We start from the raw sequence: 13583 nt of genomic DNA, 5'->3' as shown, positions 1-13583 counted from the left end.
CTGCGATCTCTTCGATCCTCGCTGGCCTACACGGCCATGCAGAGGTATTTCATTTCCATGTAGTCCTCGATGCCGTAGCGCGAGCCTTCGCGCCCGAGCCCCGACTGCTTCACGCCGCCGAAGGGCGCGACTTCGTTCGAGATCAGGCCGGTGTTGATGCCGACCATGCCGTACTCGAGCTGCTCCGCCACGCGCCAGGCGCGGCCGATGTCCCGGCTGTAGAAGTAGGCCGCGAGCCCGTAGATGGTGTCGTTCGCCATGCGCACGACCTCGTCCTCGGCATGGAAGCGCACGATCGGCGCCACGGGTCCGAACACTTCCTCGTCGAGGATGCGCATGCCCGGCGCGACCTCCGTCAGCACCGTCGGCGCATAGAAGCCGGGGCCGGCGGCATGCTTGGCGCCGCCGACCGCCACCCGCGCGCCCTTGCCGACCGCATCGGCCACCAGCTCGGCCACCTTGTCGATGGCCTTGCCGCTGATGAGCGGTCCGATCTCGGATGCGGCGTCGAAGCCGCGCCCGACGCGCAGCTGCGCGACCCTGGCCGAGAACCGCTCGACGAAGCGCTCGTAGACGGCGTCGTGCACGTAGAGGCGGTTGACGCAGACGCAGGTCTGGCCGGCGTTGCGGTACTTGGCCTGCAGTGCGCCGTCGACGGCGGCGTCGATGTCGGCATCCTCGAACACGATGAAGGGCGCATTGCCGCCCAGTTCGAGCGAGACCTTCTTGACGGTGCCGGCGCACTGCTGCATCAGCAGGCGCCCGACCGGCGTGGAGCCGGTGAACGACAGCTTGCGCACCAGCGGATGGCCGGTGAGCTGGCTGCCGATGGCGACGGCATCGCCGGTGACGACGTTCAGCACGCCGGCGGGAATGCCGGCCCGCAGCGCGAGATCGGCCAGCGCCAGCGCGCTGAACGGCGTCTCGTTGGCGGGCTTGACGACCATGGTGCAACCGGCGGCCAGGGCCGGTCCGGCCTTGCGGGCGATCATCGCGGCCGGGAAGTTCCACGGCGTGATGGCGGCGCAGACGCCGACCGGTTCGCGCACGACCACCAGGCGCTTGTCGGCGCCCGGCGACGGGATCACGTCGCCGTACACCCGCTTGCCTTCCTCGGCAAACCATTCGATGAAGGAGGCGGCGTAGCGGATCTCGCCGCGCGCCTCGTGCAGCGGTTTGCCCTGCTCCCAGGTCATGATGGCGGCCAGGTCGTCTTCATGCCGCAGGACCAGCTCGTACCATGCGCGCAGCAGCGCCGCACGTTCCTTCGCGGTGCGGGCGCGCCATGCCGGCAGGGCGGCGTGGGCGGCTTCGATCGCCGCCACCGTCTCGGCCTCGCCCATGCAGGGCACGCTGCCGATGCGCCCGGCGCCGGCGGGATCGAACACCTGCACGGTGGCGCCATTTGCCGCATCGCGCCATTCCCCGCCGATGCAGGCCTGCTGGCGGAACAGGGTCTCGTCGTTCAGGCGCGGGGCGCCTTCCAGGTGGCCGCGCTCACTCATCGCCGTACTCGTTCGCCATCTTGCGGTGGAAGTGGACGATGCCGTGCTCGCTGATGCCGCTGCGTTGGCGGTCCACCATGATGCGGCCCTGGCCGCGGTAGCCGCGCGACTTCAGGCCGCGCTGCACGCTTTCGACCAGATTCAGGTCTTCCGGGCGGAACACGGTGCGGTACCACTCGACCAGCTTGGTCTGCTCCTCGGTCAGTTCCTTGTTGAGGAAGTAGATGTCGTAGTGCTGCAGCGTGACCTCGGCGCTGACCGGCAATTCATAGATCACGGTCATGAAGTCGGCGCCCGGCGGCACGTTGAACATGGTGCAGGGCCAGGCCCAGAAACCGCTGAAGCTCGGATCCTTGATCGAGGGGTCGAGCTTGAACGATTTTTCCGAGGACTTGGCCAGGCCGAACTGCAGGGTCCAGTTGCCGTGCAGGGTGTGAACGTATTTGTCGACCTGCACGGAATCGGAAAAGCCGGGGTGGGCCGGTCCGCAGTGATAGCACTCCATGTAGTTGTCGACGATGCTCTTCCAGTTGGCGGCCGTCTCGGTGACGAAGCGGGCGCCGAGATGCAGCTGGTCGATCACCGGACAGGCCGCGCGCAGACGGCTTTCCAGGCCGGGCAGCTGCTCTTCCACGGTGCCGGCCTCGGGGTCCATGTTGATGAAGATGAAGCCCGCGTACTCCTCCACCTTGAGCGGGACCAGGCTGGACTTGTCCTTGTCGAAATTCGGCACGTTGTCGCAATTGCGCGCATGGGCCAGCTCGCCGTCCAGCTTGAAGGTCCAGGCGTGGTAGGGACAGGTGATCACGTTGCGCGCGCGGCCGCTGCCGGTCAGCAGCTGGTGGCCGCGGTGCGGGCACACGTTGTAGAAGGCGCGCAGCACGCCGTCGCGGTCGCGCAGCACCACGATGCTTTCGCCGATCACCTCGCGGGTGACGTAGTCGTTCGTCTCCGCCAGCTCGCTGCGGTGGGCCACGCAGATCCAGCTGTGGGCGAAGATCTTTTCCTTCTCGTACTCGAAGATGGCGGGGTCGGTGTAGTAGGACGCCGGCAGCGTCCAGGCGTTTTCGGTATCGGCGCAGAAGTCGGCCGGCAGCTTGGCGATATGATTCATTGTATCCTCACGTTTAACAGATAACCATTGGTTAACACAACGGTAAAAAAATATAAAGAGTATGTGGCTCGGCGAACGCAGGGCGGGGATGCCGTGGTCTTACTCCGCGATGGCGGCCCGCTTGCTGCCGGCGTCCCGGTCCCGCGGCGCACGCATCGCATGCGGCGGCGGCATCGTGGACGACTCGATCAGGTGGGCCGGCGTGTTGCCGTAATCCTGGATCAGCCAGCGGAACAGGCCGAACAGCTTCACGGCGAGGATGGCCAGGAAGGGAATCGCGGTCAGCACCACGGCGGTCTTCATGGTTTCCAGCGACGCCTTGGTGAACAGCATGGCCAGCGGCACCAGGGTCAGCATCACGCACCAGAACACGCGGCTGGTCGGGCTCGGGTCCTCGCCTTCGCGCAGGTTGCGGGTGGTGGTGGCGGCCACGGCATAGGCGACGGCATCCACGTGGGCGGCGAGGAAGACCACCATGATGGCCAGATAGACGCCCAGGAAGAATTTACCGGCCGGCATGGCGTTCAGCAGGATCTGGACCGCCTCTTCGCCGCCGTGCTCCTTCAGGATGCGCGGCACGTCGATGGCGCCCGACAGGAACTGGTGCATGCTGTAGCTTTCGAGCGCGCCGAAGAAGAACCAGCATCCGACGCTGCCGCCCAGCAGGAGCGCCATGATCACTTCCTTGATCTTGCGGCCCTTCGATACGCGGGCGACGAACATCGCGACACCCGGCGAGTACGACACCCACCAGAGCCAGTAGAACACCGTCCAGTTGCGGCTGAAGGAACCATCCCCGGTCGGGTCGGTGAAGAGGCTCATATGCACATAGTCCTGCAGCATGCGGCCGAGGCCATTCACGATATTACTGCCGGTGAACTGGGTCGGACCGATCACGAACACCACCGCGGCCAGCAGCAGCGCGCCCCAGCACACCATATGGCTCAGGCGCTGCATGCCGCCGTCGATGCCGACGTAGGCGCTCAGCGAGAACAGGATCGACACGCCGATGATGATGACGAGCTGGGTGGTGAAGGTATCGGGCACGCCGGTCAGGCTGGCCAGGCCGCGCGTGAGGGTCGAGGCGGTCAGCGCGATCGAGACGGTCAGCGCGCCGAACATCGTCAGCAGGAAGATCAGGTCGACCACCCGCCCGACCGGGCCGGCAGCGCGGAAGCCCGTGATGGCCTCGACGATGGAGGCCAGGTTCAGGCCCTTGTTCTTCCTCACGTGGAAGTGGTAGGCCATGGCCAGGGACGGCAGCGCATAGATCGCCCACGCGCTCAGGCCCCAGTGGAAGAAGGAGTAGCTGATGCTGTACTCCAGCGCGTCGCGGCTGCCGCTGACGACGTTCAGGCCCGGCGTCTGGTAATAGTAGACCCACTCCATCACGCCCCAGTACATGGTGGAAGAACCCATGCCGGCGCAGATGAACATGAAGATCCAGGAGAGGGTCGAATATTCCGGCTTGTCTTCGCCCAGCCTCACGTTGCCGTACGTGCTGAAAGCGAGGGCCAGGCACGCCAGGACGCAGCCGAAGGCGAGTACCTGGACCAACGCCCCGAAGGCACGCGTCGACCATTCGAAGAGGTGGGAAGCGGTGGCAGCTGCCTCGGCAGGCCATTCCGCCAGGGCGACGACGGTTACCAGCACGGCCGCGATGGTGCAGCCGGTCAGGAACCCGTCGCTGCGTAGCGAGGTATTTCTCATACAGTCTCCTCCTGTGAACTTTCACATGGATTATTTATTTGTGCCGCAGTCTGGTCCAGTACTGGCGCCCATCTGCGGAGTTCTGTAAACTCATGGTTTACGGTAAAACTACGGTTTACGAATTCATTCTAGGGAATTTGCGCGCCGCGTACAAGCAGAATTTGCGGGTTTTTTACGCACGGGGTCGCTGAGCTATACTTTCGAGCGGCACCGTGCCATACCGCCAACCTTGGATCGATTTATGACAGAAAACAGTTTTGCGTTCCGCCTCAAGGAGCTGCTCGAACACAAGAACCTGACCTTGCAGGCGGTCGCGACTGTGTTGGGCGTATCCCGGCCGGCGGTGCACAAGTGGACCAAGGGCGGCGAGATCGATTACGAGAAGCTGCGCAAGCTGGCGGCCTTCCTGGGCGTGAACTGGGTCTGGCTGCGCTACGGCGAACAGGCGCAGCACGAAATGGAAAGCGCGACGAGCGTCGACCTGCCGATGACCGACGTGCGGCGCCGCTACACGGCCGAGGTGGTGGCGAATGAAGCACGCATGAAGCTGGCCCAGGAAGGCGCCCGCATCGTGACCTGGGAATGGGATCTCATCACCGACGACGTCAAGTACTCGTCGAACGTGGAATCCGTCTACGGCTGGCAGGTCGAGAGCAACGAAGCCTTCTATACGCACGTGCACCCGGACGACATCCCGATGATGCAGCGGATCTACGAAGAGTCGATCCGTCTCGGCACCCCGCACGAATTCGATTTCCGCCTGATCCAGCCCGACGGCACGGTCCGCTGGATCAGCTCCCGCGCCACGCCGGTGCGCGAGTTCGACGGACGCGTCATCAAGTTCGTCGGCATCAGCATGGAGAACACCGCGCAAAAGCTGGTCGAGCAGGCCTTGCGCGACGAACGGGCGCGCTGCCGCGCGGTGCTCGATCTGGGGTCCGATGGCATGGCCCTGCTGGATGCCGACTTGCGCTGCGAGTCCGTCAACGACGCGCTGGCGGCCTGGCTCGGCTACCCGAAGGCGGAGTTGGAAGGCGAGGCCTTGCTGAAGCGGTTCGCCGACGGCGGTGCCCGCCTGCGCCGGAGTGCGCGCGCCAAATCGCCCTCCCCCTTCGAGACCGCCCTGCAGGACAGCCGCGGCGAAGCGCTGCCGGCGCAAGTCCGCATGACGGCCGGAAGGCGCGACGATGGCGCGCTAGCCTGGGTCGTCGTCGCGATCCAGCCCCGATAGACCCAGGATGCGTTGAGCCACTCTTCGAGGAAGGCGACGCAAACGCGCACATTGCCATCGTTCCCGAGCGCGCTCTGGAAGCCTTCGGCGCTCAGTTGATCGGCCAGTCCAGCAATTCGACCTGCACTTCCAGAACCGGTGGGCCACGGTGCCGAGGTCCGGCTGGCACTGAGCTCTGGGCGCATGGGACGTGGAAGCATCCGAAGGATTATTTACGCTTCGTGTCTTTTCGGTTCACGGATCCCTTGATTACATGTTGGATCGTATTCGATATGCTTGTCGACAACGTCAACCCTGTTCAAGGAATCACCCCATGAAGAAGCAGAAGATTGCAGTCATCGCCGGCGACGGCATCGGCAACGAAGTGATGCCGGAAGGCCTGCGCGTGCTGGAGGCCGCCGCCAGCCGTTTCGGGCTCGACCTCGAATTCACGACCATGGCCTGGGCCAATTGCGATTACTACCTCGAGCACGGCCAGATGATGCCGGACGACTGGCGCACACAGCTCGAAGGCTTCGACGCCATCTATTTCGGCGCCGCCGGCATGCCCAACCTGGTTCCCGACCATATCTCCCTGTGGGGTTCGCTGCTGAAGTTCCGCCGCGAGTTCGACCAGTACGTCAACCTGCGCCCGGTGCGTCTGATGCCCGGCGTGCCGAGCCCGCTGGCCAACCGCAAGCCCGGCGACATCGACTTTTATGTGGTGCGCGAAAACACGGAGGGAGAATATTCTTCCGTGGGCGGCAAGATGTTCGAAGGCACTGACCGCGAATTCGTGGTGCAGGACGCCGTGTTCACCCGCAAGGGCACGGACCGCATCTTGAAATACGCCTTCGACCTGGCCCAGAGCCGTCCGAAAAAACACCTGACCTCCGCCACCAAGTCGAACGGCATCTCGATCAGCATGCCCTACTGGGACCAGCGGGTCGAAGCGATGGGAGAGTCCTATCCGGACGTGAAGTGGGACAAGTACCACATCGACATCCTGTGCGCCCGCTTCGTGCTGTCGCCGGAACGTTTCGACGTCGTGGTCGCCTCCAACCTGTTCGGCGACATCCTGTCGGACCTGGGCCCGGCCTGCACCGGCACCATCGGCATCGCACCGTCGGCCAACCTGAACCCGGAACGCACCTTCCCGTCACTGTTCGAGCCCGTGCACGGTTCCGCGCCCGACATCTACGGCAAGAACATCGCCAATCCGATCGGCATGATCTGGTCCGGCGCGATGATGCTGGAATTCCTCGGCAACGGCGACGAGCGTTACCAGGCTGCGAACGAGGCCATCATGAAGGCGATCGAGCTGGTGCTGGCGCAGGGGCCGAAGACGCCGGACCTGGGCGGTACGGCGAATACGACGGAGGTCGGCAAGGCGATTGCCGCGGCGGTGTGATTCGGCCGGCCTCCGGACCGGTATCGCTGGGTGGTCGAGCGACACCACGCCCGGTTCGCCGGCTTCGGCAAGTTGCGCATCCGTTTCGAGCGCAGACTAGACATCCATGTCGCGCTCCTTTCGCTGGCGCCGCCGTCATCTGCTCAGGCTGTGTCGATGGCTTGTGGTAGCGGCTCTTAGTCGAACTTGCTGAAGTCCGGCTTGCGCTTCTCGAAGAATGCCGTGAAGGCTTCCTTCGCCTCGGCGCCGGTCAGCATCGCGCTGAAGCGTTCGTTCTCGGCCATGATGGTCTCCTTCACCAGCGCCGCGCGCGGGCGCTTCATGAGCGCCTTGGTCGTCCGGATCGATGCAGCCGGCAGTTTCACGAGCTTGGCGGCCTGCCCCTGCGCGAACCCGAGCAACTCGGCGGCCGGCAGCACCTTGGCCACGATGCCCATCTCGAACGCTTCCTGTGCGCCGAACGCCTCGCCCAGCATCAGCTTTTCCGCCGCGCGCGTGTAGCCGGCCGCTTGCGCGACGAGCAGCGACGAGGCGAATTCCGGGCACAGGCCCAGCTGGCTGAACGGCATCGAGAATTTAGCGTTGTCGGCCGCGTACACGAGGTCGCAGTGCATGAGCAAGGTCGTGCCGATGCCGACGGCGGCGCCGGCGACCGCCGCGACCACCGGCTTGGTGCAGCCTTCCAGTGCCTGCATGAACTGGAAGACGGGACGCGATTCCAGCATCGAGCCCGGACCGACGTTGTGCAGGAAGTCTTCCAGGTCGTTACCGGCCGTGAAAATCTCGGGCTTGCCCGTGATGAGGATGGCGCGGACGTGCGGGTCGGTGTCGGCCGCGCGCAGCGCCTCGGCCAGCATGGAGTACATGGCGCCCGTGATCGCGTTCTTGCGTTCGGGGCGGTTGAATTCGAGGGTGAGGATGCCGTCGGCGGTGGTGGTCAGGATGTCCATTCGATGTCTCGCTTATTCATATAAAAAAGGGCGGGAACGGTTGTGCCGTACCCACCCTCCCGTCTACGTCGTGTGGATTACACGCGTTCGATGATGCCCGCCGCGCCCATGCCGGCGCCGACGCACATGGTGACCATGCCGTACTTCAGGTTGTTGCGGCGCAGGGCGTGGACGACGGTCGCGGCGCGGATCGCACCGGTCGCGCCCAGCGGGTGGCCCAGGGCGATCGCGCCGCCCAGCGGGTTCACTTTGCTGGTGTCCAGGCCCAGGTCGCGGATGACGGCCAATGCCTGTGCCGCGAAGGCTTCGTTCAGTTCGATCCAGTCCAGCTGGTCCTGCGTGATGCCGGCGGCGGCCAGCGCCGCGGGAATCGCGACCTTCGGACCGATGCCCATGATCTCCGGCGGCACGCCGCGCACGGCGAACGAGGAGAACTTGGCCAGCGGGGTCAGGTTGTGTTCGCGCAGGATCTTCTCGCTGACGACGATCAGCGCGCCGGCGCCGTCCGACATCTGCGACGACGTCGCCGCCGTCACGCTGCCCTTGGCGGCGAAGACGGGCTTGAGCTTCGCCATGCCTTCCATGCTGGCGTCGGCGCGCGGGCCTTCGTCCAGGTCGACGGTGCGGCGCTTGACCTTGATCTCGCCGCTCGCCAGGTCCGGCGTGCGGGTGACGATTTCGACCGGGGTGATCTCGTCCTTGAACAGGCCGGCCTGCTGGGCGGCGATGGCCTTGCGGTGCGATTCCAGGCCGAACGCATCCTGGTCTTCGCGGCTCACCTTCCACTGGGCCGCGACCTTCTCGGCCGTCAGGCCCATGCCGTAGGCCAGGCCCACGTTCTCGTCCTTGAACGTCTCCATGTTGATCGACGGGTGGTGGCCCATCATCGGCACCATCGACATCGACTCGACGCCGCCGGCGATCATCACGTCGGCCTCGCCGACGCGGATGCGGTCCGCGGCCATGGCCAGGGCGGTGATGCCCGAGGCGCAGTAGCGGTTGACGGTCACGCCGCCGACGGTGTTCGGCAGGCCGGCCAGCACGACGGCGTTACGGGCCACGTTGAAGCCCTGCTCCGCTTCCGGGAACGAGCAGCCGACGATCGCGTCGACGATCAGCGCCGGGTCGAGGTTCGGCACGGCGGCCATCGCGCCGCGGATCGCGTGCACCAGCAGATCGTCCGGACGGGTCTTGTTGAAGAAGCCGCGCGGCGCCTTGCCGATGGGGGTGCGGGTCGCTGCGACGATGTATGCGTCTTGAAGTTGTTTGCTCATGTCAGTAGTCCTTGTTGTCCGCGCCGCGATCAGTTACGCACTGGTTTACCGGTCTGCATCATGCCCATGATGCGTTCCTGCGTTTTCGGATTGTTCAGCAGGGAGACGAATGCTTTACGCTCCATGTCGAGCAGCCACTGCTCGGACACGACGCTGCCCTGGTCGATGTCGCCGCCGGAGACGATCTCCGCGATCATGTCGCCCAGCTGGTAGTCGTACGCCGAGATGAAGCCGCCGTCGCGCATGTTGACCAGCTGGCCGCGGATCGTGCCCCAGCCGTAGCGGCCGGTCACGGTCACGGGCCTTGCCAGAGGCGCGCGGTAGCCGGCGTCGAACATCGAGCGCGCGGTGACCTTCGCCACGTGCAGCAGTTCGTACGGGTTGAAGACGATGATGTCGTCGTCCTTCAGGTAGCCCATCGCCTTCGCTTCCAGGGCCGACTTCGATACCTGCGCGGTGGCCGCGTTGGTGAAGCCCGTCTTCAGGAATTGCAGGATGTCGTTGCCCTTCGAATCATTGGCAGCACGCACGGCCGCTTCCTTCAGGCCGCCGCCGGCCGGCACCAGGCCGACGCCGACTTCCACGAGGCCGATGTACGACTCGATAGCCGCGACGCGCTTGGATGCGTGCAGCGCCATCTCGCAACCGCCGCCCAGCGCCAGGCCCGCCACCGCGGCCACGACCGGGATGTTCGAGTATTTCATCGCCATGAACGTGTCCTGCAGTTCCTTGACGATCGGGTCCATCGCTTTCGCGCCACCCGCCATGAAGGCCGGCAGGGCCGATTGCAGGTCGGCGCCGGCCGAGAACGCGCCGCCGTCCGCCGCATCGGTATTCCAGATGACGATGCCCTTGAAGCCCTTCTCGGCTTCCGCCAGCGCGCGCTGGATGCCCTTGATCACGCCGTCGCCGATCACGTGCATCTTCGTCTTCAGCGAGATGACCAGCACCTCGTCGCCCGAGTGCCACAGGCGCACGGAATCGTCTTCGAACACGGTGGTGCCGGCGGTCTTCGGATCGTCGCCGCCCGCGCCCACGACCGGTGCGCGGAACTGCTGGCGCTGATAGACCGGCAGGTCGGAACGCGGTACGTACGCGTTCTTCGTGACGGAATACGAACCTTCAGGCGTGTGCACACCCTTCTCCGCGACCGGTGCGCTGAATACCCAGCTTGGGAGCGGAGCGTCCGTCAGGGCCTTGCCGGCCTCGATGTCTTCCTTGACCCACTGGGCGATCGTGTTCCAGCCGGCGGCCTGCCACGTCTCGAACGGGCCGACGCTCCAGCCGAAGCCCCAGCGCATCGCGAAGTCGACGTCGCGCGCGTTGTCGGCGATGCTGTCGAGGTGGAACGCGATGTAGTGGAAGGCGTCGCGGAAGATCGCCCACAGGAACTGCGCCTGCGGGTTGGTCGACTCGCGCATCGCCTTGAATTTCTTGACCGGGTCTTTCTCTTTCAGGATGCGCGCGACGATGTCGGCGGCCTTGGCGCCGCCCGGCACGTATTCGCCGGTCGCTGCGTCCAGGCGCATGATCTCCTTGCCGACCTTTTTATAGAAGCCGGCGCCCGTCTTCTGGCCCAGCGCGCCCTTCTCGATCAGCTTGGCCAGCACGTCCGGCGTCTTGTAGACGCTGAAGAACGGGTCGTCTTGCAGGTTGTCCTGCATCGTCTTGATGACGTGGCCCATCGTGTCCAGGCCGACGACGTCCGCCGTGCGGAACGTGCCCGACTTGGCGCGGCCCAGCTTCGCGCCGGTCAGGTCGTCGACGACGTCCACGGACAGGCCGAACTTCTCGGCTTCGTGGATCGTGGCCAGCATGCCGAAGATGCCGACGCGGTTGGCGATGAAGTTCGGCGTGTCTTTCGCACGCACGACGCCCTTGCCCAGGGTCGAGGTCAGGAACGTTTCGAGCTGGTCGAGGATTTCCGGCTTAGTGGCAGCGGTCGGGATCAGCTCGACCAGATGCATGTAGCGCGGCGGGTTGAAGAAGTGCACGCCGCAGAAGCGCGACTTCAGCTCGGCGTCGAAGCCTTCGGCCAGCTTCTCGATCGACAGGCCCGACGTGTTCGAGGCGAAGATGGCGTTCGCGCCAATGTGCGGGGCGACCTTCTTGTACAGGTCGTGCTTCCAGTCCATGCGCTCGGCGATGGCTTCGATGATCAGGTCGCAGCCGGCCAGCACGTCGAGGTTGTCCTCGTAGTTGGCGACTTCGATCAGCGCGGCGTCTTCCTTGTTGCCCAGCGGGGCCGGCGACAGTTTTTTCAGGTTCTCGATGGCTTTCAAAACGATGCCGTTTTTATTACCCTCTTTTGCCGGCAGGTCGAACAGCACGACCGGGACCTTGGCGTTGACGCAGTGCGCAGCGATCTGCGCGCCCATCACGCCGGCGCCCAGCACAGCGACTTTCTTGACGATGAAGTTGGACATTCTCGTTATCCTTTGATGAGTCGTCGTTCCCGCGAAGGCGGGAACCCATGCTGAGCTTCGGAACTCGGTCGATTCGCCTTACAGGACGGCTTCCGAATTCTGTTCTTCAGTATGGATCCCCGCTTTCGCGGGGATGACGGTTTGATGTGATGGTGCGATTTAGAACAGGTCTGCGTCCAGCGCCAGCAGGTTAGCCGCGCCCGAACGCGCCTGGCGGATCAGCATCGCGGTTTCCGGGTACAGGCGGGCAAAGTAGAAGCGTGCGGTCGCCAGTTTCGATTCGTAGAACTTGTCGCCCGAATCCTTCTTGGCCAGCGCGATCTTCGCCATCTGCGCGAAGAAGTACGAGAACACCATGTGGCCCACGACGCGCAGGTAAGGCACGGCGGCGGCGCCCACTTCGTCCTGGTTCTGGAAGGCCTTCATGCCGATTTCCATCGTCAGCTTGCCGACCTTCTCGCCCAGTTCGCCCAGCGGGCTGACGAATTCGGCCATCTGCTCGTCCAGGCCGTTCTCTTCGACGAACGCCTTGACCTTTTCGCCGAAGGCGCGCAGCTTGGCGCCGTTGTCCATCAGGATCTTACGGCCCAGCAGGTCGAGCGATTGCACGGTGTTCGTGCCTTCGTAAATCATGTTGATGCGGGCGTCGCGCACATACTGCTCCATGCCCCACTCGGCGATGTAGCCGTGGCCGCCGTACACCTGCATCGCTTCCGACGTGGCGATCCAGCCGTTGTCGGTGATGAAGGCTTTCACGACCGGGGTCAGGAGCGCGACTTCATCGGCGGCTTCCTTGCGGACCGCTTCGTCCGGGTGGTTCAGTTCGCGGTCGATCTGCAGCGCGACGTACGACGTCAGGGCGCGCGCGCCTTCGGCATAAGCCTTGGCCGTCAGCAGCATGCGGCGCACGTCCGGGTGGACGATGATCGGGTCGGCCGGCTTGTCCGGCGCCTTCGGGCCCGACAGGCTGCGCATCTGGATGCGGTCTTTCGCATACACCAGGGCGTTCTGGTACGCGACTTCCGTCAGGCCCAGCGACTGCATGCCGACGCCCAGGCGGGCGGCGTTCATGAACACGAACATCGCGTTCAGGCCCTTGTGCGGCTGGCCGATCAGGGTGCCGATGGCGCCGTCTAGGTTCATCTGGCAGGTCGAGTTACCGTGGATGCCCATCTTTTCTTCGATGGCGCCGCAGGTGATGCCGTTGCGCTTGCCGACGGAACCGTCCGCGTTCGGCAGGAACTTCGGCACGAGGAACAGCGAGATGCCTTTCGAGCCTTCCGGCGCGTCCGGCAGGCGGGCCAGCACCAGGTGGACAATGTTTTCCGACATGTCGTGCTCGCCGGCCGAGATGAAGATCTTCGAGCCGGTGATGCTGTACGTGCCGTCGGCCTGCGGTTCGGCCTTCGTGCGCAGCAGGCCCAGGTCGGTGCCGCAGTGCGCTTCGGTCAGGCACATCGTGCCGGTCCATTCGCCGGACACCAGTTTCGGCAGGTAGAACTTCTTCTGGTCGTCGGTGCCGTGTTCCTTCAGGCACTCGTACGCGCCGTGCGACAGGCCCGGGTACATGGTCCATGCCTGGTTCGAGGAGTTCAGCATCTCGTAGAACGAGTTGTTCAGCGAGACCGGCAAGCCCTGGCCGCCGTATTCCGGATCGCAGGCCAGCGCCGCCCAGCCGCCTTCCACATACTGTTTATAGGCTTCCTTGAAACCTTTCGGCGTGGTGACGGTCTTGGTGGCGGCGTCGTAGTGGCAGCCTTCGCGGTCACCGCTGTGGTTCAGCGGGAACAGCACTTCCTGCGTGAATTTCGCGCCCTCTTCCAGCACCTGGTTGATGATGTCGGCGTCGATCTCCTGGTACGCCGGCAGGTTCTTGAATTCTTCGGTGACGTTGAGGAACTCGTGCAGAACGAACTGCATATCCCGAAGTGGCGCGACGTACTGACCCATGGTTGTTCTCCTGACAGGTAAATATTTGTTGGC

General features: G+C 64.6%; 9 protein-coding genes and 1 pseudogene. 3 read left to right on the top strand and 7 right to left on the bottom strand.

The features are described 5' to 3' along the window. Positions 1 to 26: 26 nt before the first annotated feature. From BVG12_RS22525 to BVG12_RS22515, 3 genes are all read right to left on the bottom strand, one after another. Positions 27 to 1505 (bottom strand): NAD-dependent succinate-semialdehyde dehydrogenase, encoded by a 1479-nt coding sequence (locus BVG12_RS22525; RefSeq protein ID WP_075794345.1) that lies wholly within the window; start codon positions 1503 to 1505, stop codon positions 27 to 29. Next, a complete protein-coding gene (locus tag BVG12_RS22520; RefSeq protein WP_075794344.1) occupies positions 1498 to 2619 on the bottom strand; it encodes an aromatic ring-hydroxylating oxygenase subunit alpha in 1122 nt (373 codons plus the stop codon). Before BVG12_RS22520 ends, BVG12_RS22525 begins: the two co-directional genes overlap by 8 nt. 99 nt (positions 2620 to 2718) lie before the next feature. Further along, positions 2719 to 4329, bottom strand: a complete 1611-nt coding sequence (locus tag BVG12_RS22515; RefSeq protein ID WP_075794343.1) for a BCCT family transporter — start codon at positions 4327 to 4329, stop codon at positions 2719 to 2721. 241 nt (positions 4330 to 4570) lie between these two features. On the opposite strand from BVG12_RS22515, the gene BVG12_RS22510 reads away from it, so the two are divergent. The 3 genes and pseudogenes from BVG12_RS22510 to BVG12_RS35245 all read left to right on the top strand — a co-directional run. Continuing rightward, positions 4571 to 5560 carry a PAS domain-containing protein gene (locus BVG12_RS22510; protein WP_075794342.1) on the top strand — a complete coding sequence of 330 codons (990 nt, stop codon included), beginning with the start codon at positions 4571 to 4573 and terminating at the stop codon, positions 5558 to 5560. A gap of 313 nt (positions 5561 to 5873) precedes the next feature. Further along, complete coding sequence (locus BVG12_RS22505; RefSeq protein WP_075794341.1) at positions 5874 to 6950, top strand: tartrate dehydrogenase; 1077 nt, start codon at positions 5874 to 5876, stop codon at positions 6948 to 6950. 18 nt (positions 6951 to 6968) lie between these two features. Next, positions 6969 to 7120 (top strand): annotated as a pseudogene (locus BVG12_RS35245) (IS5/IS1182 family transposase); the annotation flags it as partial. 6 nt (positions 7121 to 7126) lie between these two features. On the opposite strand, the gene BVG12_RS22500 reads toward BVG12_RS35245, so the two are convergent. The 4 genes from BVG12_RS22500 to BVG12_RS22485 all read right to left on the bottom strand — a co-directional run bounded on the left by BVG12_RS22500 (position 7127) and on the right by BVG12_RS22485 (position 13550). Beyond that, positions 7127 to 7900: an enoyl-CoA hydratase gene (locus BVG12_RS22500; RefSeq protein WP_075794340.1), complete on the bottom strand. Its 774-nt coding sequence runs from the start codon at positions 7898 to 7900 to the stop codon at positions 7127 to 7129. Positions 7901 to 7977: 77 nt separating this feature from the next. Then, entirely contained in the window at positions 7978 to 9174 is a 1197-nt protein-coding gene (locus BVG12_RS22495; protein WP_075794339.1) for an acetyl-CoA C-acyltransferase, read from the bottom strand. 29 nt (positions 9175 to 9203) lie between these two features. Beyond that, positions 9204 to 11600: a 3-hydroxyacyl-CoA dehydrogenase/enoyl-CoA hydratase family protein gene (locus BVG12_RS22490; RefSeq protein ID WP_075794338.1), complete on the bottom strand. Its 2397-nt coding sequence runs from the start codon at positions 11598 to 11600 to the stop codon at positions 9204 to 9206. Positions 11601 to 11759: 159 nt separating this feature from the next. Further along, complete coding sequence (locus BVG12_RS22485; RefSeq protein WP_075794337.1) at positions 11760 to 13550, bottom strand: acyl-CoA dehydrogenase C-terminal domain-containing protein; 1791 nt, start codon at positions 13548 to 13550, stop codon at positions 11760 to 11762. Positions 13551 to 13583: the final 33 nt, after the last annotated feature.

This window comes from Massilia putida, assembly GCF_001941825.1.
In the GTDB taxonomy this organism is placed as follows: Bacteria; Pseudomonadota; Gammaproteobacteria; order Burkholderiales; family Burkholderiaceae_D; genus Telluria; species Telluria putida.
The sequence above is the reverse complement of the archived record's forward strand: the minus strand, read 5'-3'. Positions and strand labels throughout refer to the sequence as shown.

Excerpts from the sequence above, each read along its gene's own strand:
- BVG12_RS22515 (WP_075794343.1), bottom strand. The coding sequence starts at position 4,329 with ATGAGAAATACCTCGCTACGCAGCGACGGGTTCCTGACCGGCTGCACC.
- BVG12_RS22500 (WP_075794340.1), bottom strand. The coding sequence starts at position 7,900 with ATGGACATCCTGACCACCACCGCCGACGGCATCCTCACCCTCGAATTC.
- BVG12_RS22510 (WP_075794342.1), top strand. The coding sequence starts at position 4,571 with ATGACAGAAAACAGTTTTGCGTTCCGCCTCAAGGAGCTGCTCGAACAC.
- BVG12_RS22490 (WP_075794338.1), bottom strand. The coding sequence starts at position 11,600 with ATGTCCAACTTCATCGTCAAGAAAGTCGCTGTGCTGGGCGCCGGCGTG.
- BVG12_RS22495 (WP_075794339.1), bottom strand. The coding sequence starts at position 9,174 with ATGAGCAAACAACTTCAAGACGCATACATCGTCGCAGCGACCCGCACC.
- BVG12_RS22485 (WP_075794337.1), bottom strand. The coding sequence starts at position 13,550 with ATGGGTCAGTACGTCGCGCCACTTCGGGATATGCAGTTCGTTCTGCAC.
- BVG12_RS22520 (WP_075794344.1), bottom strand. The coding sequence starts at position 2,619 with ATGAATCATATCGCCAAGCTGCCGGCCGACTTCTGCGCCGATACCGAA.
- BVG12_RS22525 (WP_075794345.1), bottom strand. The coding sequence starts at position 1,505 with ATGAGTGAGCGCGGCCACCTGGAAGGCGCCCCGCGCCTGAACGACGAG.
- BVG12_RS22505 (WP_075794341.1), top strand. The coding sequence starts at position 5,874 with ATGAAGAAGCAGAAGATTGCAGTCATCGCCGGCGACGGCATCGGCAAC.